This window comes from Mycobacterium gordonae (assembly GCF_001417955.2).
Classification (GTDB): domain Bacteria; phylum Actinomycetota; class Actinomycetes; order Mycobacteriales; family Mycobacteriaceae; genus Mycobacterium; species Mycobacterium gordonae_B.
Genome location: NZ_LKTM01000001.1, coordinates 173,837 through 193,049 on the forward strand (window position 1 = coordinate 173,837; position 19,213 = coordinate 193,049).

General features: G+C 64.6%; 18 protein-coding genes. 13 read left to right on the plus strand and 5 right to left on the minus strand.

The window, feature by feature from the left end; translation table 11 throughout:
- Window positions 1-6 precede the first annotated feature (6 nt).
- Together AO501_RS00815 and AO501_RS00820 are read right to left on the minus strand one after the other, a co-directional pair.
- Window positions 7-912: an SDR family NAD(P)-dependent oxidoreductase gene (locus AO501_RS00815; RefSeq protein WP_055576139.1), complete on the minus strand. Its 906-nt coding sequence runs from the start codon at window positions 910-912 to the stop codon at window positions 7-9.
- A gap of 52 nt (window positions 913-964) precedes the next feature.
- Window positions 965-1,870 (minus strand): enoyl-CoA hydratase/isomerase family protein, encoded by a 906-nt coding sequence (locus AO501_RS00820; protein ID WP_055576140.1) that lies wholly within the window; start codon window positions 1,868-1,870, stop codon window positions 965-967.
- Between the two features lie 88 nt (window positions 1,871-1,958).
- On the opposite strand from AO501_RS00820, the gene AO501_RS00825 reads away from it, so the two are divergent.
- Genes AO501_RS00825 through AO501_RS00855 form a run of 7 tightly spaced genes read left to right on the plus strand, consistent with a single transcriptional unit; the run spans window position 1,959 to window position 9,429 of the window.
- Window positions 1,959-2,387: an SRPBCC family protein gene (locus AO501_RS00825; protein WP_055575874.1), complete on the plus strand. Its 429-nt coding sequence runs from the start codon at window positions 1,959-1,961 to the stop codon at window positions 2,385-2,387.
- 41 nt (window positions 2,388-2,428) lie between these two features.
- Entirely contained in the window at window positions 2,429-3,739 is a 1,311-nt protein-coding gene (locus AO501_RS00830) for an amidohydrolase family protein (RefSeq protein ID WP_055575875.1), read from the plus strand.
- A complete protein-coding gene (locus tag AO501_RS00835; protein ID WP_055575876.1) occupies window positions 3,736-4,929 on the plus strand; it encodes an acyl-CoA dehydrogenase family protein in 1,194 nt (397 codons plus the stop codon). Before AO501_RS00830 ends, AO501_RS00835 begins: the two co-directional genes overlap by 4 nt.
- The gene (locus tag AO501_RS00840; RefSeq protein ID WP_055575877.1) at window positions 4,919-5,998 is read left to right on the plus strand and encodes an acyl-CoA dehydrogenase family protein; all 1,080 of its coding nucleotides are present in this window, start codon (window positions 4,919-4,921) and stop codon (window positions 5,996-5,998) included. Before AO501_RS00835 ends, AO501_RS00840 begins: the two co-directional genes overlap by 11 nt.
- The gene (locus AO501_RS00845) at window positions 5,995-8,091 is read left to right on the plus strand and encodes a CoA transferase (RefSeq protein ID WP_055575878.1); all 2,097 of its coding nucleotides are present in this window, start codon (window positions 5,995-5,997) and stop codon (window positions 8,089-8,091) included. The genes AO501_RS00840 and AO501_RS00845 overlap by 4 nt, the downstream gene beginning before the upstream one ends.
- On the plus strand, window positions 8,081-8,314 hold the full coding sequence (locus AO501_RS00850) for a hypothetical protein (RefSeq protein WP_055575879.1): 234 nt from the start codon (window positions 8,081-8,083) through the stop codon (window positions 8,312-8,314). The genes AO501_RS00845 and AO501_RS00850 overlap by 11 nt, the downstream gene beginning before the upstream one ends.
- On the plus strand, window positions 8,311-9,429 hold the full coding sequence (locus AO501_RS00855; protein ID WP_055575880.1) for a thiolase family protein: 1,119 nt from the start codon (window positions 8,311-8,313) through the stop codon (window positions 9,427-9,429). The genes AO501_RS00850 and AO501_RS00855 overlap by 4 nt, the downstream gene beginning before the upstream one ends.
- Before the next feature lie 10 nt (window positions 9,430-9,439).
- On the opposite strand, the gene AO501_RS00860 is transcribed toward AO501_RS00855, so the two are convergent.
- Window positions 9,440-9,991: a TetR/AcrR family transcriptional regulator gene (locus AO501_RS00860; RefSeq protein ID WP_055575881.1), complete on the minus strand. Its 552-nt coding sequence runs from the start codon at window positions 9,989-9,991 to the stop codon at window positions 9,440-9,442.
- A gap of 193 nt (window positions 9,992-10,184) precedes the next feature.
- Between AO501_RS00860 and AO501_RS00865 the strand changes: the two genes are divergently transcribed.
- Complete coding sequence (locus tag AO501_RS00865; RefSeq protein WP_055575882.1) at window positions 10,185-11,399, plus strand: cytochrome P450; 1,215 nt, start codon at window positions 10,185-10,187, stop codon at window positions 11,397-11,399.
- A gap of 42 nt (window positions 11,400-11,441) precedes the next feature.
- Here the strand turns inward: AO501_RS00865 and AO501_RS00870 are convergent, their stop codons facing one another.
- Both AO501_RS00870 and AO501_RS00875 read right to left on the minus strand, forming a co-directional pair.
- Window positions 11,442-12,662, minus strand: coding sequence for a CaiB/BaiF CoA transferase family protein (locus AO501_RS00870; protein ID WP_055575883.1), 1,221 nt, complete (start codon window positions 12,660-12,662; stop codon window positions 11,442-11,444).
- Between the two features lie 14 nt (window positions 12,663-12,676).
- Entirely contained in the window at window positions 12,677-13,882 is a 1,206-nt protein-coding gene (locus AO501_RS00875; RefSeq protein WP_055575884.1) for a cytochrome P450, read from the minus strand.
- Between the two features lie 105 nt (window positions 13,883-13,987).
- On the opposite strand from AO501_RS00875, the gene AO501_RS00880 reads away from it, so the two are divergent.
- Genes AO501_RS00880 through AO501_RS00900 form a run of 5 tightly spaced genes read left to right on the plus strand, consistent with a single transcriptional unit; the run spans window position 13,988 to window position 19,213 of the window.
- On the plus strand, window positions 13,988-15,223 hold the full coding sequence (locus AO501_RS00880) for a CaiB/BaiF CoA transferase family protein (protein WP_055575885.1): 1,236 nt from the start codon (window positions 13,988-13,990) through the stop codon (window positions 15,221-15,223).
- A gap of 50 nt (window positions 15,224-15,273) precedes the next feature.
- The gene (locus tag AO501_RS00885; RefSeq protein ID WP_231752302.1) at window positions 15,274-16,443 is read left to right on the plus strand and encodes a CoA transferase; all 1,170 of its coding nucleotides are present in this window, start codon (window positions 15,274-15,276) and stop codon (window positions 16,441-16,443) included.
- 40 nt (window positions 16,444-16,483) lie between these two features.
- Window positions 16,484-16,912, plus strand: a complete 429-nt coding sequence (locus AO501_RS00890; protein ID WP_055575887.1) for a VOC family protein — start codon at window positions 16,484-16,486, stop codon at window positions 16,910-16,912.
- Between the two features lie 52 nt (window positions 16,913-16,964).
- Window positions 16,965-18,158 (plus strand): cytochrome P450, encoded by a 1,194-nt coding sequence (locus AO501_RS00895; protein ID WP_055575888.1) that lies wholly within the window; start codon window positions 16,965-16,967, stop codon window positions 18,156-18,158.
- Between the two features lie 2 nt (window positions 18,159-18,160).
- Window positions 18,161-19,213, plus strand: coding sequence for an acyl-CoA dehydrogenase family protein (locus AO501_RS00900; RefSeq protein WP_055575889.1), 1,053 nt, complete (start codon window positions 18,161-18,163; stop codon window positions 19,211-19,213).

Sequence of the window (19,213 nt, forward strand, 5' to 3'; positions counted from 1 at the left end):
GGTCCTTCAGTCGGCGGGCGGCCTGTCGAAGATGTTCGGGTACAGCACCGCTTCCTTGAACGACGTTTCGATCTCCGAGAAGGCGGTCGGGATGTCCCAAGTTCCGGAGGCCGAGACAATCTCTCGCTCCACGACCGGATTCGACATCAGGCTTATGCGGCCGTTGCCGGCGAAGATGACCCGCCGGTTGAGCCAATCCGACTGCAGGCTAGCCAGATACACGACCGGAGGTACGCAGTTCTGTGGCGATAGTCGGACGTTGGAGTCGGAGTAGTCCATGCTCCCGCCGCCTTTGATGCCCTGGGTCATGCGGGTGCCGGCGATGGGTGCGATGGCATTGGCTCGTACCCCGTAATTGCGCAAGGCATTGGCGCACGAGAACGTCAGCCCGACGATCCCCATCTTGGCCGCCGCATAGTTGGGCTGGCTCGGCGCACCCTGGAGTCCGGACATCGAGGTGAAGGTGATCAGCCGGTACTGCCCGCCCCGGTTGGCCCGCCACCATGCTGCCGCATGACGCGTGATGTTGAACGTGCCTTTGAGATGCACAGAAATGACCGTGTCCCAATCCTGCTCGCTCATCTTGAACACCATGCCGTCACGCAGGATCCCGGCGGCGTTCACGACGATATCCAGGCCGCCCAACGTTTCGGCTGCGCGACCCACGAGGTCGGCACATGCGCTGAAGTCGGTGATATCGGTCGTGTCGGCGAATGCCTTACCGCCCCGGCTGGTGATCGTGGCGGTAACGGCCTCGGCAGGACCAGCGTCGTGACCGGTGCCGTCGACGCTGACACCGGCGTCGGAGACGAATACCGTTGCGCCCTCGGCTGCGAGCCCCTCGGCGACCGCCGCTCCGATACCCCGCCCGGCACCCGTTACCAGTGCAGTCCGTCCCTCGAGTACACCCATGGGGCTCAGCATACAGAACAGTCATACAACATATGTATATGTGTCGACTGTGCTATTCGAAGCCCCACTCTTGGTAGCGGCGTTCCAGCTCGGCCATCGCCGCACGTCCCCCGCGTTTGCTTCGTTCCTTCATGAAGTTGTACTCGTCCTCGCGCCAGGAGAGGTTGCTGAAGACGCTGTGCGCCATCGGAACCCAGTCGCCGAACTGGGCCATGCCAACCGCGTGCCAGAACGTGATCAGCGCGTGTTTGCCCACCATCAAGCCGTCCGCGGAGTGGTGGGCGATGGCGCGCGCGTAGCGCATCGCCTCCTCACGGAGTGCGTCCGCGGCTACCACTGATGCAGCGACGCCCCAGTCGTGAAGCTCCGCCGCCGAGACTCTCCGGCCGGTGATCATCGCCTCGTACCCACGATTAGGCCCGAGCTTGAGCAGGGCGAGCGGCATCGCGGTGGAGAAGCCGGCGAACCCGATGCGAGCCTGCGGTCGGGCCAGGTACATGTCTTCGGAAGCAATCAGGATGTCAGCGGCGAGCGCAAGATTCATTCCGGCGCCAAGTGTCGCACCCTGGCACGCGACGATGACGGTCTTGGGGAACTCCAGCCAATTGGTCAGGTGCCGGTGCAGTCTCCGGGCATTGCCCATGCGCGCGGTCTGCGGCATTCGCTTGCCTTTGCGTAAACCCGCTTCCTCCACGGGGAGTCGCCGCACGTCGTCACCGCTGCTGAAATCCTTGCCCTCGGCAACCACAACCACGACTTTGACCTCGTCGTCGTCTTCGGCGCGGGTCAGACGTTCCTTGAACATGTTGTGCATGTCCGGCGACAGGATGGCGTTGCGGCGGTCCGGGCGGTTAATGGTGATCTGCGCGATGTGCGGTTCGACCACCTGGTAGCGGACCCAGTCTTCTGTCACTTCAGCGGGGTCGAAGTCGCCGCCGGCGGTCGCGTCGGTGTCCATCCCGGCCTCCTTCACTGGGTGCGGTGGCCATGCGATACATAAGTACACTAGACGATTAGTTGTTACACAGCAGTGGTACCGTCGGCCGATGCCGACCATCGCGATCCGAAAGCAACTGGGCGTGTCTGCGGGAGCAGTGTGGGCGACGCTCGCCGACTTCGGCAATGTCGAGTGGATCCCGGGGGCAGGTGACGTCGTTGTCGAGGGTGACGGACCGGGCATGCAGCGGGTTCTCGCCGGCGGCGGGCCAACTCCCATCGTGGAGAAGCTGCTGTGGATCGAACACGCGACGCGGAAGCTGTGCTACGAGATCACCGACAATCCATTGCCGGTCGGGCGTTTTGTGGCCGTCGCGACGGTTTCGGACGGCGGAACCGATTCCGGGGGGTCCGCCGTGGCCTGGGAAGTCGACTTCGAACCGGATGGCGATGAGGATGCCGCGCGGGGTGCCATCGAAGCGGTGTACGGCCTGATGGCGGGCTGGATCGAAGACTACGTGCGCGCCGCCGACCGATAGAACACTTAGACACAATCTGTTTAGTAGTTTAAAATTCAGGTGTGATTGATCCTCTCGATCTGGTACTGATCAGTGTCGACGACCACACCATCGAGCCACCCGACATGTTCGCCGGACGCGTGCCGAGTCGCTTCGCCGACCTCGCGCCGCGCATCGTCGAGGACACCGATGGCGTGTGCTACTGGGAATACGACGGTCTGCGGCTGCCCAACATCGGGCTGAACGCGGTTGCCGGCCGGCCTAACGCCGAGTGGGGTTTCGAGCCGTCCCGCTTCGACGACATGAGAGCGGGGTGCTACGACATCGACGCCCGGGTCAACGACATGGACGCCTCCGGCGTCCTGGCGTCGGTATGTTTCCCGTCGTTTCCGACCATCTCGGGTGCGTTGTTCACCTACCAGGGCGACCGTGAGGTGTCGGAGGTGATGGTTCGCGCATACAACGACTGGCACATTGAGGACTGGTGCGGCCGCCATCCGGACCGCTTCATCCCGATGGGCATCCTGCCGCTCTGGGACCCGACGCTGGCCGCCGCGGAGGTGCATCGTCTTGCGGGACTGGGTTGTCGGGCGGTGACCGCTCCGCAGCACATCGGTAGCTACGGACAGCCGCCGTGGCAGGACCCACACTGGGATCCGCTGTGGGAGGCGCTGTGCGAAGAGAACACCGTGGTGAACATTCACATCGGCACGGGCGGCGGCGTGCCCGTGCCGTCCGATCAGACCACCTACCTTGCTTATAACTCGATGCTGCCAATCGATACGCAACGGTTCACGGCGGACCTGTTGTTCTCGCCGATCCTGATCAAATTTCCCACCATCAAGTTTTCGCTCTCCGAAGGGGGCATCGGCTGGATTCCGTTCCTACTCGAGAGGTTCGAGGACATCTACGCGCGTCAGCGGGCCTGGACGGGTGACGATCTCGGTGGCGGTCTGACCCCCACCCAGGTGTATCGCCGCAACTTCATGTCCTGTTTCATCCGGGATCGAGTGGGCATCGAAATGCGGGACCGAATCGGTGTCGAGACCATCTGTTGGGAAATGGATTACCCGCACTCCGACAGCAGCTGGCCCGACGCGCCGGAGCAACTGGCTGCCCAGCTGGACGGCTGCACTGCGGCAGAGGTAGAGGCGATCACGTGGCAGAACGCTGCGCGGGCGTTCGGCTATACCGGTGTCGACCGGCTCGGCCGGTCGAACTGCACGGTTGGGGCACTGCGACAGAGAATCGTCGACCTGGATCTGTCCGCACCCAAGGTAGATGCCGGCCGAGCACCCAAGGCCGGCGCCACCGCAATCACCTACGGCGAGATGAAACTGCGGATGGCATCGATCCTTCGTGGTGGGGCGTGACCGAGCCGGACTACGGAGTCGTCCTCAGCGATGCCGACCGCGCATTCCGCGACGAGGTGCGCGAGTTCCTTGCCGCGGCGCTGACCTCCGACCTGCGGGGGCGCGGCCATGACAAGACCGACCATCTGGTTCGAATGCGGCTGTGGCAGGAGCGACTTCATGAAGCCGGCCTGGCTGCCATCTCGTGGCCGAAACAGTTTGGCGGCCGCGGCGCCGGTCCGGTTCAGCAGCTCATTTTCAACGCCGAGATGGCCGCCGCACACGCCCCCGAACCCATCAACCGCAGCGCGATCAACCAGCTGGGGCCGACCATCATTCAATGGGGCTCCGAGGAGCAGCGCGCCAATTACCTGCCGAGGATTCTGTCTGGCGCGGATGTCTGGTGCCAGGGTTTCAGTGAACCTGAGGCGGGTAGCGACCTGGCCGCATTGAGGACGAAGGCCGAGATCGACGGTGACGAGTTGGTGGTCACCGGGCAGAAGATCTGGACTTCCAAAGCTGAGTATGCGGACTGGATCTACATTTTGGCTCGTACCGACCCAGCGGCGGAGAAGCACGCGGGTATCAGTTACGTTCTGGTGCCTTTGAGTTCGCCCGGAATCGAGATCCGTCCCATCCGCCAGATCACCGGGCAGGCGGAGTTCAACGAGGTGTTCTTCGATTCGGTACGGGTGCCGCGAGCGAACGTGGTCGGGCCGTTGCACGGCGGATGGCGGGTGGCCAAGTCGACTCTCGGCTACGAACGCGTCGGCCAGAGCCGCACTCACCGCATCGAGCGACGACTGGCAATTCTGGTCAAGATGGCCCAGGACGACAACGCGCTGACCCGGGATGGGTTGGACGACAGCTATGTCGCCGATCGCATCGCTGGTTTCGCCGCGCGGGTTGAGGCGCTGCGCCAGATCTCGGCGCAGGCCACCGCCGCCGGTGTCCGCGGTGCGAGTCCCGGACCCGAGGCCTCGGTGGCCAAACTGTTGACCTCCGAAGTCGACCAGGAGATGGCTAACTTCGGGCTGGACCTCGCGGGGCCATCTGGAACCCTGGATGGCAACTCGATCGGCACTGCGAAGAGTGGCAACGTCGCTCAGAGCTACCTGCTGATGCGGGCAGCGACGTTCGGCGCGGGCACCTCAGAAGTGCAACGCAACGTGATCGCGGAGAAACTACTGGGGTTGCCACGTGACCCTTGACTCAGCCCGTGGGTTGGACAACATCGCCGACACGGCCGAAGAACTTGCAGCTCTGCGGGATTCGGCTGATGAGGTGCTGCGCCGATCGTGGTCGCTCGTCGCTTTCCGGGAAATGCTTGAAGGCCCGGTATTCGAGCCGGGGTTATGGCGGACGGTCGCCGACCTGGGTTGGCCGGACGTGCTGGTGACCGAGAACCGCGGAGGGGGAGGCGGAGTCCTGCGCGAGTTGTGTGTGCTGGCCGAGGCGGCCGGCGCCGCGGCAGCCCCAATTCCGCTGGCGGGGGTGGCTGCCGCTGCCTGGTGCGCGGACCGCTGCGTCGACGGCGTTGTTCTACTACTGCCAACACTTGGCGAGCGCACCGGCGTCGGTGTCTCGGGAGTGTGGCCGGTGGTGCCCTACGCGGTGGTGGCCGGCGCCTTGCTGGTGTGCGCGGGTGCGGGTGACCGGGCCGTGCTGGGGTTGGTCGACATCAATGGGGTGGGGGTCAAGATCGAGCCGCTGACACCGCTGGATCACAACCCCGCCGCGCGAATCTCATTGCAGGAAGCACCAATCGACGTCCTGGCCGAAGGCCGGCACGCCGAGTCACGCCACCGTGGGGCAGTGCTGCGTGCACAGATCGCCCAAGTGTCCGAATTGGTCGGCATTGCGGCGGCCGCCAACGACGCTGCAACCGAATACGCGAAGATACGTCGAGCCTTCGGCCGGCCGATCGGCGCGTACCAGGCGATCAAGCATCGTTTGGTTGACCAGAGGTGTGCGATCGAGATCGGTCGGGCGCTGGTCAGTAGGGCCGCTGATGCGTGCCAGGACGACCATCCCGATGCCGCCGCGCTGACGTCGCTAGCAGCGTTCTGGGGGATCGATGCGCTGCGTCCAGTGGCCGAAGGCGCCACGCAAGTCTTCGGCGGCATCGCCTTCACGTGGGAGCACGACGCGCATGTGCACCTTCGCCGGGCAGCCACCTCCGCTGCCTTGCTCGGTTCCCGCGCCTATCACCGCCAAGCGGTGACGCGCTGGCTAGGGGCGGGTAACCGTCTCACCCGTGAGGGGACTGCCGGCGCATGACGCACTTCCTATCCGGTGTGACCGTCTTGCAGCTTGGCGACGGCATTGCAGGAGCGGCTGCGTCGGCACTGCTGGCCAGCCTCGGCGCTCGGGTCAGCCGGGTCCCTCGTGGTGAAGTGCCTGGCCGTGCCGGTCCGATCATCCGCGGAAAGGCCGGTCCCATCGCCGCCGTTGATCTGATCCTTGATCGGGGCAAGCGGATCATTGTGCCGGCTGACGAGTCTTTGCCATTGATAACGGGTTTCGACATCGTGGTCGTGGACCACGACCGGGTGGTCGAACCGCCGGCAGCCGAACACGCCGTGGTGGTGTGCATCACCCCATTCGGGTTGTACGGACCGCGGTCTGAGCAACCGGGCGGCGAGCTTGTCGCCCAGGCCGCGGGGGGAATGCTTGCGACGATCGAAGATGCCGGTGGAACACCGGTGCCGGCACCGGGCTATGTGGCACTCAAGGCGGCCGGAGCGGTCGCCGCCCTCGCGGCGCTGCACGGCCTGGACGAACGCAACAGCATGCAAGCTCCGGTCCTGGTCGACGTGTCGGTGCAGGAGGCGGTTACTTTCGCCGCCGCCCTGCCGGAGTGCGCCCATGTGCTCTACTCCTGCCCCGGCAGGGCCGGCAGCGGCCGCTATCTCGCGCCGTCCGGACTATTCCGGAGCTCTGACGGCCTGGTGCGCATCACCGCGGTGGAGAACCACCAGTGGCGCGGTTTGATTGCCGCGCTGGGTCATCCGGGATGGGCCGAGGGGCTCGATGAGCGAGACGCCCGCATCGAGCACTCGGACCTGATAAACCAGCACGTGACCAGGTGGGCCGAAACTCGCGACAAAGAGGGATGCGCAGCACTGTTGCAGGCGCACGGCGTGCCTTCCACGCCGGTGAACACCCCACGGGAGATTCTGACTTCACCCCAGTTCATTTCGCGCCGAGCGGTATCGGAGGCAAACCTGGCGGGGACTGTGTTATCGGTGCTCGCGCCGCCATGGCTGGTGACAACTGCAGGGCGGATCGGCCGGCATCGGACCGGGCGCCTCCGGGATCTGCGGATCGTCGAGCTGACCCATGTGCTTGCGGGTCCGATCATCGGTGCGCTGCTCGGTGGCATGGGGGCTCAGGTGCTGAGGGTCGAGGATGCGGAACGCCTCGACATCTACCGGCGCACCGGCCCTTTCGCCAACGGCGAGCCGGGCGTCGAGCGGGGCGCCTACTTTGCGGTGTCCAACCACTCCAAACAGAGCCTGCTCATCGAGTCCGCGAGCGCCACTGCCGAAGTGGCTGCCGTGTTGATGGATTCCGACGTCCTCATCGAGAATGTCGGTGGGTCGCGTTTGAAGCGCCTGGGTGTCAACCCGGACGCGATCGCGGGTTCCGGCCGGCTCGCGGTGCGGGTTTCAGGCTTCGGTGCGACGGGTCCGATGGCCGGATATCGGGTGTACGCCAACAACGTTCAGTCCTACGGCGGCTTGGCCGGGCTGACGATCGGGCCCGACGGGTCCCCGGCCCGGCTGGGTACGGTTCTTGCCGACCCGTTGTCGTCGATCGTGGCCGCCGCAGTGATTGCAGCCTGGGCCGTCGGGCCGCAGCGCGACAGCGGCGCCCTGATCGATCTCTCCATGGCCGAGGTGGTCGCTTTCACTGTGGCCGAGTACGTGGCCGCAGCTTCGGCGCCCGATGCGATCGGTGACAACCCGACACCGCCGCACCGCGGCGTGTACCAGGCCTCTGACGGTCGTTGGGTGGCAGTCGAACTCATTGATCCGGAAGACTGGGTGCGCCTGGCTGCAATAACTTCCGACGCTCGGCAGCTGCCCGATTTGGTCGCCGCAGCGCCGGCCCACGACGTGGCGGCCCACTTCACGGCCGCTGGGCTGCGCGCCGCCGTGGTACAGCGCGCGGAGGACCTGGTGGCTGACCCGCATCTGGCTGCGCGCGGCTTCTTTCCCGAAATCGCCCATCCCGATCCCTCGATCGGAACGGCGCGTCTCGTCGGTTTGCCATGGCGATTCGCGGGGCGTGGTCCGGTTAGGTTGGCGCCGCCACCGGCGCTGGGCAGCGCGAACACTCGTCACGAAAGGATCACCAGTGCAACCTGACTCGCACCCGGCGACGGTGTGGGCCGCGACATTCGTCCCCTCGAAGTCGCCGATCTCCGGCTACGGCATGGACGGTTACAGCGTCGCCTGGGTCGACACCAGCGACGGCCGCCTGCAAGTGCTCGTATCCGGGCCGCGTCCAACACCCGGGACTGTCGGCAGGCTGGTCGAACGCGAGCTGAATGAAACGAAAACCTTTTTGTTCGAGGCGGATCCGACGTGACCGGCACATACATCGCGGGTATCGGCCTCACTCCTTTCGGTCGGCACTCCGATCACCCGCTGGCCGACCTCGGCGTTCTGGCGGCCAGAAAGGCGCTCACCGACGCAGCTCTCGACTATGACGCCGTCGGCGAGGTCTTCACCTCGTCGTCGATGGCGCCGCCCCAGACCGGCTTGAGAGTGGCACACCAGCTCGGCCGCACCGGAATTGCGGTTACCGCGATCGAAAGCGCCTCAGCCGGCGGGATGGTCGCGTTACGACACGCCGTCTGGGCTGTCAGCTCCGGCCGGTGCAGCACCGCGTTGGCCATCGGCTACGAAAAGACCACCGCGCTGGAACCGGGCGGAGTAGTGCCGGTGGCTGTCGATTTCTGGGACCGCTTTCCGCCACAGGTGCACTACGCCATCGAGGCAACCCGGTGGCTGCACGACTCCGACAGCAAAGCTGAGGTGATCGGCGCCGTCGCGGCCAAGTCCTACAACCAGGCGCGGCTGAATCCGATGGCCGCGCGGCGCAACGAGAACGAGGTCACCATCGAGCAGGTCATGTCCTCCCGAACGGTAGCCGAGCCGCTGACGAAGATGATGTGCCACGCCTCGGTGGATGGCGGCGCCGCGATCGTCGTTACCCGGCAACCCCATTCGCGATCTGTGCCCGTTGCCGCAATCGAGCAGACCAGCTGGCCGAGTGACCCGTCCTGGCCGCTGGCCGGACCGTGCGTGGGCCCGCCCTCGCAGATCACCCTGACCGCCAACCGGGCGTACCAACATGCCGGAGTCGCACCCGCCGACGTGGGCATCGTATCGCTGCACGACATGTGCGCCAGCGAAGAAATCACCGCTCTGATCGCACTCGGCCTCGCTGACGTCCGCGGGGTCGCGGAGCTGGCCGGCACCGGGGAGCTGGCCAGTGGGGGCCGGTTGCCGACGAATACGGACGGCGGGTGCCTGGCCCGCGGTCATGCCTTTGGGGCGACCGGCCTGGCCCAGGTGGCAGAGGTCGTCAGTCAGCTTCGCGGCGAGGCGGATTCGCGGCAGGTCGCGGATCCGCGTATGGGCTTGGCACAGGCGATGGGTGGCGGTGGCTCATGTGTTGTCGCCGTGCTGGGCCGGTGATCTGAATTGGTCAAGCGTTGCTGAATGACGAACTCACAAAGCGCTCCACCATTTTTCGTTCAGCCACCGGGTCTTTGAGTGGCCAGCACCAGAGCGACAGAAAGACGTGAATAAGCCACTGTTCGGCGAGGGGGTCACGCTGGTTTAGTCCGAGCATCTCAGCGGCGAAGACAGCTATGGAGGGTGTCGATGTCAGCCATTCATTGCCGGGCGCCAACCGTACCGAGCGCATGAGCTGGACCAAGGGATCTGCTCGCATACGTTGCAGGGCAACGATTGTGGCGGTGACGACGCGGTCCGTCCCGGTGAGATCCCGGATCGCATCGCGCACCGCCTCCAGAATGCGGGTAGCTTGCTGGGTGACGACGGCGTCGCGGATAGCCGCCTTGCCCCCGGCCCGCCGGTAGATCGTTGCCGGTGAGCAATGAACTTTGGCCGCCAGGTCCTCGATGCTGAACGCCTCGTAGCCGGCTTCGGTGATGAGTTCAGCGGCCGCGCTGTAAATGCGTTTGGCCGCTTCATGGTTCCGGTCCCCGCCGAGCAACCAGTCGTCATGTGGCATGGAAGCACCGCCTATCGAACGTGCAGTGCAGAGAATTTATCTCGCACCGTGAGAATTTCTGGTGACTTTTATCAGAATAATCCGCTGGTGTTCGGGTGCGAGCCGGGGTGGGGGCCCGGCCGGTGAAACAGATCGTTTATCAACATTGTGGCCGCGCGTTGACGACTCGCTTGGGCGAGGTCAGCCTGAGTCAATGACCGTTCTAGCTGATCCGACCAGTTTCTTCGGGGCTGAGTCGCTGCAGGATCCGTATCCACTGTACGACCGGATGCGTGCGCAGGCGCCGGTGCACCGGATCGGTGACTCGGAGTTCTACGCCGTCTGCGGCTGGGATGCGATAGTCGACGCGGTCAACCGAGTGGACGACTTCTCGTCCAACCTCACCGCGACCATGGTTTATCACGCGGACGGTCGCGTCAGCGCTCTGCCGATGATGGAGGCGGGAAGTCCATCGCACGCGTTGGCTACCGCTGACGACCCAGCGCACGCGGTACATCGCAAGATCTTGTTGCCGCACTTGTCCGCGAAAAGGGTTCACATCATTGAGGAATATGCGCGCAGTGTCGCGAATCGTCTGTGGGAGGAGAACTTGGCCGACGGGCAGATCGAGTGGATGAGCGCCCTAGCGAATCGGCTGCCCATGATGGTGGTTGCCGAACTCCTGGGTCTGCCCGATGCCGATGTCGACGATCTGATCCGTCTGGGCTTTGCCACGACAACGTTGCTCGACGGGGTGGTTTCGCAGGCTCAACTGGAGGCGGCGGGGGTTGCCGCCTTCGAATTGTCCGCCTACGTCATGGAACATTTCGAAAAGTCCAGCGGTGCTGACGAACACGGGCTGATCCCGGACCTGGCCGCGCGATACGCCTCCGGTGAAGTAGACCAGACTGTGGCCATGGGAATCATGCTGACACTGTTCAGTGCCGCGGGGGAGTCCACCGCATCACTGTTGGGTAGTGCAGCGTGGATCCTTGCCGATCGTCCCGAGATCCAGCAGCAGTTGCGCGCGAACCCTGATCTGTTGAACGCATTTCTCGAAGAGGCACTGCGCTACGAGGCGCCGTTTCGCGGACACTACCGGCACGTCTGGCGCGACACCACGCTGGGAGGTGTTGACGTGCCTGCCAACGGCCATCTGTTGTTGATGTGGGGAGCGGCCAATCGTGATCCCGCGCATTTCGAAACACCCGATCAGTTCCGTCTCGATCGGGCCGGAGCGCGAGGTCATGTGACCTTTGGCAAGGGTGTGCACTTCTGCGTCGGTGCGGCACTGGCGCGATTGGAGGCGCAGATCGTGTTCCGGATGCTTTTGGAGCGGACCAGTTGGATCGAAGCGACTGATGTCGGCGAGTGGCTGCCCAGCATTCTGGTCAGACGGCTGGACCGTCTCCAGCTGAATACCTGCTGACTTAACGGCTTTGCCGGCGGCCGGCAACAGTCGCTGAGCCGGTCAGCCGATTGCTCCGCTGTCCTTGAGCGCGAGGATCCGGTCCCAGTCTCCACCGAGTTCAAGCACCAGTTGTTCGGTGTGTTCGGCGAACTCCGGCGCCGGTTGCAGCTGCAGAGGTGTCTCATCGAACATCACCGGGCTGGCGACCAGATCGAATGACTCGCCATCGCGTTCGATCGCCACGATTCCTCCGTTAGCACGCACCTGGGGGTCGGCAGCCACCTCCGCTGTGTTGAGCACCGGTGCCCACTGACCGTCGAAGTCCGCCAAAGCCTTTCGCCAGTACTCCAACGGCTGCGCGGCAATCGCGGCGCGGAACCGCTCGGTCGCTTGCACGGCATTCGTCGCCAGCGACTCGTGACTGGCGAACCGGTCGTCAGCGGCGAGCTCGGGAAGTCCGACGCGTGCGCAGAAGTCGGCGAAGTAGCGAAATGCCTGCAGCGTCGACAATCCCAGGAACCGGCCATCGCTGGTGCGGTAGAAGCCGGTGAGCGGATTGTGTGGAGTCACATTCGCGCCGGCCGGGCTGGCCACCCACGGCTGCCCACTCATCAGGGCGGCATTGACGGCCACTCCCATCGCCCAGACGCCGACTCCGAGCAGGGAGATGTCCACGGTTCGGGCCAGACCTGTCCGTTCGCGCTCGAACAACGCAGCAGCGATGCCACCGGCGATGGTCATACCACCGATCGAATCCCCGTACGCCGGGCCCGGTTGGGCGACAACGCCATCGAGGTCGCTCGGAGTGGTGCTAGCGGCGCCGGCGGCGCGACTCCAGAACCCGGTCATGTCGTAGCCGCCCTTGCCGCCTTCGTCACCCAGCGGACCGTAGGCACTGCCGCGCGCATAAATGATGCGGGGATTGGCGGCTCGCACGTCGTCGACGTCAATCTTGAGCCTGGTGCGCGCATCGGGCAGGAAATTGGTCAAGAACACGTCGCTGGTGCGCACCAGGTCCATCAGCAGCGTGTGCCCGTCCGGTGTCGAAATATCCAGTGCGATCGATCTTTTGCCACGATTAGCGTGTTCCATCACCGGATTGCGCGCACCTTCGACGGTGATGTTGCCGAGTTGACGCAAACCGCGCTGGGAGTCCCCGGTGCGCGGGTGCTCGACCTTCACTACATCGGCACCCCAGTCTGCCAGTACCGCTCCTGCCGCCGGCACGAACGTCCACTGGGCAACCTCCAGAACGCGCACACCGTCCATTGGTCCACTCATATCGGCATGGCCCCTCAGCGGTAGTTCAGCACGACCGGGAGGTGGTCGTGTGTATGCACCAATGCGGATGCGCGTGGCACGCGCTCGCCGGTCACGTGAAGACCGCTGGCGCGCTTGACGATCTCTTCCAGCAATAGCCGCGCCTCGCGCCGAGCGAGCGCGGCTCCCATGCAGAAGTGCTCTCCGACGCCGAATCCCAGGTGACCCGCGGCATCCTGGCGAGTGATGTCGAACTGTTCGGCGCTGTCACCCCAGTGATCGGGGTCGCGGTTCGCGGATGCGTAGGCAAGGAGCAGTCCGTCACCTGCCTTGATGGTGGCGCCGCGCATCTCGACGTCGTGGGCGGCTTGCCGAGCCATGCTCATCACCGGTGTCCAGTACCGCAGGACTTCTTCGACCGCGTTGCCGGCGAGACCCGGATCGGCGAACAACCTGTCGGCCTGTTCAGGCTGCGCATCAAGGCAATCGGCGATGCCGGCGATCAGGCTCTGGGTCGTCTCGCTGCCCGCCGCCAGCAGTGTCAGCGCGTAGATCATGACCTGCGCATCGTTGAAGGGCTCGCCGCCGACCGTCACTTGCGAAAGCATCGTGAGCAGGTCGTCCTGAGGGTTGCTCTTGCGCTCAGCCGCCAGGCTCAGGAGATATGGACCGATCTGGTCGAAAATCAACGTCATGTCGTCGTCCGTGGCCAACCCGCTGCCCACGTTGGCGATGGTGGTCGCCCAACCTGCGACCTTGGGCCAATCCTCTTCGGGGACCCCCAGCAGGTAGGCGAATACGAATACCGGAATGGGCTCGGCAATGCGCTCTATCCAGTCGAATTCGCCGTTCGGCAGGTCGTCCAGGGCCTCATTGACGACTTGGCGCACCCGCGCCTCCATCTTTGCGACGGCCGCCGGCGTGAACCGGACGCCGATGGCCTTGCGGTGCGCGCGATGCTCGGGCGGATCCATGAACATGATGCCCCGGGTCTGGTAGCCCTGTGGATCTCTTCCTTCCCGGTGCGCGATCAGGTCCATCATGATGCCGATCCGTTCGGACTTGAACTTTTCCGGGCGTGCCGAGATCCCCTTGATATCTTCGTATTTGGTGATGACCCAGAATTTCCCCTCGTCATACCAGTGGACCGGATCGGTGGCACGCAACTCCGCAAAGGTCGCATTGGGTTCGCCGAGATAGAAGTCCGGGTCGTCGAAACGGGCGGCCGCGATCGTCACCATAGAGGTAAACAATAGAACATTGAGTGTCGATCTGCGAACTACCGACCCGCCAAAGCCGCCGCAAGAGGAGTAGCAGCAGAACAAAATCTGTTTTATTGTTGCATAATGACTGGTGCCCTGTCTCACCTCCGGGTGTGCGACCTGGGTGGGCAACTGGCCGGTGCGGGCGCCACGAAGATCCTGGCGGCGTTCGGCGCCGAGGTGATCCGCGTGGAGGACCCGGCGACCCGCGGGATGTGGGACGCGCTACGTGGCGTAGGGCCGTTCGTCGACGATCGCCGAGGCGTCAACCTCGGCGCAGGCTTCAACAACCACAACGTCGGAAAGCTCGGGGTCACGATCAATCTTCGCGCCGATGCCGGAAAGGAGTTGTTACGCGAGCTGATTGAGGTGTCAGACATCGTCTGTGAGAACTTCGCCGCCGGAGTCATGGCGAGAATGGGCTTCGGCTACGACGAGCTGCGTCGGATCAAACCCGACATCGTCTACGTCTCGAACTGCGGGTTCGGCCACACGGGACCCTACCGTGACTTCAAGACCTGGGGCCCTATCGTCCAGGCACTCAGCGGCCTGACCTTCTCGGTCGGGCTGCCCGACACCGAACCCGCGGGGTGGGGGTTCTCCTATATGGACCATGTCGCCGCTTACTACATGACAATCGCCATCCTGGCCGCGGTCCACTACCGGGAAAAGACCGGCAAAGGCCAGCATGTCGACCTGGCCACGGTCCCGGCCGGTGTCGCCATGCTGCCGACTGAGGTACTCGACTGGACTGTGAACCACCGACCCGCCCGCCGGCCGGGCAATCCCGCCGGCAATCGCGCCGACTTCGGTGAGATGGCGCCGCACGATATCTTTCCCTGCCTCGGGGACGACCGATGGATCGCCATCGCGTGCCGCGACGACCGCGACGTCACGCTGCTGGCGAAGGTATTGGACGAGCCGGAACTCACCGCCGACCGATTCGCCACACTCCAGGAACGGCTAATCGGCGCAGACGAACTCGGGGGGCTGATCAGCGCACGCACGCGGACCAGGGAAGCCGCGGTTCTGGCAGGCGAACTCGCTGCCGCCGGCGTGCCGGCCAGCGTCGTGAAATCTCCACGAGAACGGATCGACGAGGATCCCGACCTCGCCGCGTGGGGCCTGTTTCCCACCGTCGTGCACCCGGAGATCGGGACGGTTCGCGTCGAGGGATTACCGATACGGCTGTCCGCCACAACGTGGAACATCTCGCGTGCCGCGCCGTGCCTGAGCGAACACAACCGGAAGGTATTGGGTGGTCTGCTCGGGCACAGTGATGTCGAGTTGGCCGAGCTGACGAAGCAGGGTGTGATCTGAACGCGTTAGCCGGAATTCGCGTCGTCGAGTTCAGCGACCAGTTCACCGCCATCGGTGCTCGCCTGCTGGCCGAGCTTGGTGCTGACGTGATAGTCGTTGAGCCACCGGAAGGTTCGGCGCATCGACGGCGACCTCCTTTTGTGGGTGGCGAAGCGGACCCGGATTTCAGCCTGCGGTGGTGGAGCGGTAACGCCGGCAAGCGGTCGGTGACTGTCGACGTCGACATCGACGGGCCGGTCAGACTGCGACGACTGATCAGTACGGCCGACATCGTCATCTCGGGAGCAGGCACGGTCAGTGTGGGACCGCTCAGCTACGACAAGTGCGCACTCGACCACCCAGGCCTGATCTGGGTTGCGGTTACTCCGTTCGGATTGGACAGCGTCCGGGCAGGCCAACCCGTCACCGACCTCACCATGCTGGCCGGTGGAGGTCCGGTGTGGAACTGCGGATACGACGACCATTCGCTGCCACCGATTCGCGGAGCGGGTGAGCAATCGGCCAATCTCGCCGGCCTGAACTGCGCGATCGGAGCCCTGGTTGCGTTGGCGCACCGGGATCAGACGGGCACGGGGCAGCTCGTCGAAGTGAACGTCAATGCTGCGTGCAATGTCAGTTCGGAGCAGACGACCTACCACTGGCTGGTCAACAACGAGACGTGCGTTCGGCAAACCGGCCGGCACGCCTACTTCACGCCCAGCCAGCCGACGCAGGTGTTGTGTGCAGACGGCGCTTACGCCAGTACCGGCGTGCTGCCGCGCAAACCCCCGGAGTATGCCAATCTGCTCGCCTGGCTCGACGATCTCGAGCTGCGCGACGAGATCCCCGAGGCCGTCTTTCTCGAGATGGCCGCCTCTCGTGACGTGCCGGTGGATATCGCGATGATCGGCGCCGACGACGAGACCACCGCGATCTTGACCGCAGCCCGGGATGCGATCACGTTGATCGCCAGCCGGATGCCGGCAAAGCAATACTTCCTTGAGAGTCAACGGCGTGGGTTTCCCGCCGGCGCAGTGTTGTCACCCGAGGAGGCCTTTGACGACGAACATACCGCGGCCCGGGGATTCAGGGTTCCGGTGAGCCATCCGGAACTGGACGCGACGGTCGACTATCCCGGTGTGCCATATATTTTCACTGCCAGTCCGGCCGTACCCCCGTCGAGGCCACCGCTACTCGGCGAACACAACGAGTTACTCGATCAACTTCCCGACCGAAGCTGATCGGAGACATCGTGCAGGCACCTATCGAGGGGAGCTTCGGTTGAGCCGCCTCACTCACATCGGACTGTGCGTCTCGGACCTGCAACAGTCCGTCGAGTTCTACTGCACCGCACTCGATTTCCAGGAGATCGGCCGGATGCACGTGGCCGGCGAGCAGACTGCGCAGTTGCTGGACGTGCCAGGGCTGGTCCTTGATCTGGTCTACCTACAGCGCGATGGCTTCCGCCTGGAATTGTTGAGTTACACCGACCCCGGGGTCGACGGCGAGGGGAGCCCCCGGCGGCTGAATGCGCTGGGCCTGAGCCATCTTTCGTTTCGCGTTGCTGACGCCGACGAATTGATCGCGAGGATCGAGCGCTGCGGCGGGCACGGTTGGCCGGAGCGGACGGTGAAATTCGACGGTGGCAACCGTGGCTTGATGGCAACCGACCCGGATGGCACGTGGATCGAACTGATCGAGACCGGCTAGTCACCTAGGCATCAAACGTCCGATTGTTCTATTGGAATGATAGAGTTTCCGTGTGCCCGCTACCAGCGAGTTGGTGTACTCGCCGTTCTCGAAGGAGATCTTCGACGACCCCTATCCGGTCTACCGGCGCTTGCGTGACGAGGCGCCGGTATATCGCGACCCGGAGGACCGCTGGTGGGTGCTGTCGAGGTTCGATGACGTGGCACCGGCACTGCGCGACTGGGAGGCGTTCTCGTCCAAATCTGGTCCGGCGCCGGAGAATCCGGACAACGACGGCCGCAAGTACTCGGTGATCTCGATGGATCCGCCGCGCCACGACCGGATTCGCGGCGTGCTCAAGGGTTTCTTCACCCCCAGAGCGGTGGCCGCGCTGGAATCTGCCTTGCAGCGGGTCGTGAACACGCACCTGGGTCGGTTACGGCCAGGCACGACCGTGGACGCCATGGAGGCGTTCGCCTTCTCGGTACCCACGGACGTGATCGGTGACCTGCTCGGCGTGCCGCACGCCGACCGTGAGCAGCTGCGCGTCTGGTGGGAAGCCTTCCTCACCCGCGTGGAAGGCGAAGTCGCCATGCCGTCCAGCGCGATCGAGGCCAGCCGCATGATCAGTCACTACATCGGCGAGCTGATCGAACGGCGGAGGACCGATCCGGGCGACGATCTGATCAGCATCGTGCTCCAGGCCACCTTCCATGACCCCGAGGCCGGTGCGCACCGCTCGCTGACCCCCCACGAAGTGCTGATGTTCTGCAATCTGTTATCCGCAGCGGGGTCGGAGACGACCCAGAAGCTGATCTCCAACGGTCTTGTCGCGCTGGCTGAGCATCCCGACCAATGGCGGCGAATCGTCATGGATCGCAGCACCATTCCAGCCGCGGTGAACGAGGCCCTGCGCTATGACACACCAAGCCACTGGGTGGCCCGCACGCTGACGCGGCCTGTCGAGCGCCACGGGATCACCATGGACGCGGGTGACTGGGTGTTGCTGCTGTTAGGTAGCGCCAACCGCGACGAGCGCCGCTACAGCGACCCCGACCGCTTCATCATCGACAGGCCCCGGGGCACCGACGTCTATTTCGGCTGGGGTATCCATATCTGTCTGGGCCAATGGCTGGCCCGGCGGGAAGCGCAGCTGGTTTTCGACTATGTCGCGCAAAAATTTCCGAACTACACCGTCGGAGCACGCGAACGGGTGCTCACCGCCACTGTGCGTGGCTACACCAGCGTGGAGATGACCCTGCGCTGATCATGGACATCGCTTTCACCGACGAGCAGCAATTGCTGCAGGACACGGTCGCAAGACTGGCGGCCACCCTCGCGGTCGCCGGCCCCGGGGCGATTCCCTCTGGTGCGGCGCTGGACACGCAGTGGCATCGCATCGTGGAACTTGGTGTTCCGGCCCTGCGTGCTCCGTCATTGAGCGGATTGGAAGCCAGTGGCGTCGAGACGGCGATCGTCGTCGAACAACTGGCCAGGGTCCTCAGCGCTGTTCCGGTGGTCGGCCAAGCAGTACTGGCCACCGAACTGCTGGACGCGGCCGGTGCTGGGAAGGAGCTGGCCCTCGTGGCAGCGGGCGCCCTTCGGGTGGCGCCCGCGCTGGCCACAGATTTGACGCGATTCTCCTCGACGGACGAACCCGGTGTGGTGTTCGACGCGGCCGGCGCGACGCACGCGCTGGGTATGTCACGCACTGACGGGCAGCGCCGGCTTGTCTGCGTCCCGCTTGACACTGACAAGCGCGAGATCACCGAAGGTCTCGACCTCACCCGCGCAATCCGGAAAGTGCGGGTGGATCCGGCCGATCCCGGCCGCCTCATCGGGGGCCCGATCGGTGACGAGCGGTGGAGTCGCGTTGAGGCATTGGGGATGACCGCTGTCGCGGCTGATCTCCTCGGCGTCATGCAGGGCGCGTTGGACGAAGCCGTGCGCTACGCCGGCGAACGCACCCAGTTCGGCGCGAAGATCGGTTCCTTCCAAGCCGTCCAGCATCTGCTCGCCGATGCCTTGGTACAGGTGGAAGGTGCCCGCAGCTGTTTATGGCACGCGGCCTGGGCGATCGACCACCTGCCAGTCGCCGAGGCACGCCTGGCTGCAATGGCCGCCAAGGCGTACGCTTCAGCGGCCGGCCGGGAGGTCGTCGAAGCCAGCGCGCAGGTATTCGGCGGCATCGCAATCACCTGGGAGCACGTCTCTCATCTGAGGATGCGTCGAATGCTGTTGGACCGCCGGCTCTTCGGTGATGAAACCGAGCACTACGAAGCCATCGCGGCCCTGCGGTTGTCGAACCGGGAGATGGCGTAG

Coding starts and splice junctions, on each gene's coding strand:
- AO501_RS00880 (WP_055575885.1), top strand. CDS start 13,988: ATGACTGGTGCCCTGTCTCACCTCCGGGTGTGCGACCTGGGTGGGCAA.
- AO501_RS00845 (WP_055575878.1), top strand. CDS start 5,995: ATGACGCACTTCCTATCCGGTGTGACCGTCTTGCAGCTTGGCGACGGC.
- AO501_RS00825 (WP_055575874.1), top strand. CDS start 1,959: ATGCCGACCATCGCGATCCGAAAGCAACTGGGCGTGTCTGCGGGAGCA.
- AO501_RS00815 (WP_055576139.1), bottom strand. CDS start 912: ATGGGTGTACTCGAGGGACGGACTGCACTGGTAACGGGTGCCGGGCGG.
- AO501_RS00875 (WP_055575884.1), bottom strand. CDS start 13,882: ATGGTGACGATCGCGGCCGCCCGTTTCGACGACCCGGACTTCTATCTC.
- AO501_RS00870 (WP_055575883.1), bottom strand. CDS start 12,662: ATGAGTGGACCAATGGACGGTGTGCGCGTTCTGGAGGTTGCCCAGTGG.
- AO501_RS00860 (WP_055575881.1), bottom strand. CDS start 9,991: ATGCCACATGACGACTGGTTGCTCGGCGGGGACCGGAACCATGAAGCG.
- AO501_RS00820 (WP_055576140.1), bottom strand. CDS start 1,870: ATGGACACCGACGCGACCGCCGGCGGCGACTTCGACCCCGCTGAAGTG.
- AO501_RS00900 (WP_055575889.1), top strand. CDS start 18,161: ATGGACATCGCTTTCACCGACGAGCAGCAATTGCTGCAGGACACGGTC.
- AO501_RS00865 (WP_055575882.1), top strand. CDS start 10,185: ATGACCGTTCTAGCTGATCCGACCAGTTTCTTCGGGGCTGAGTCGCTG.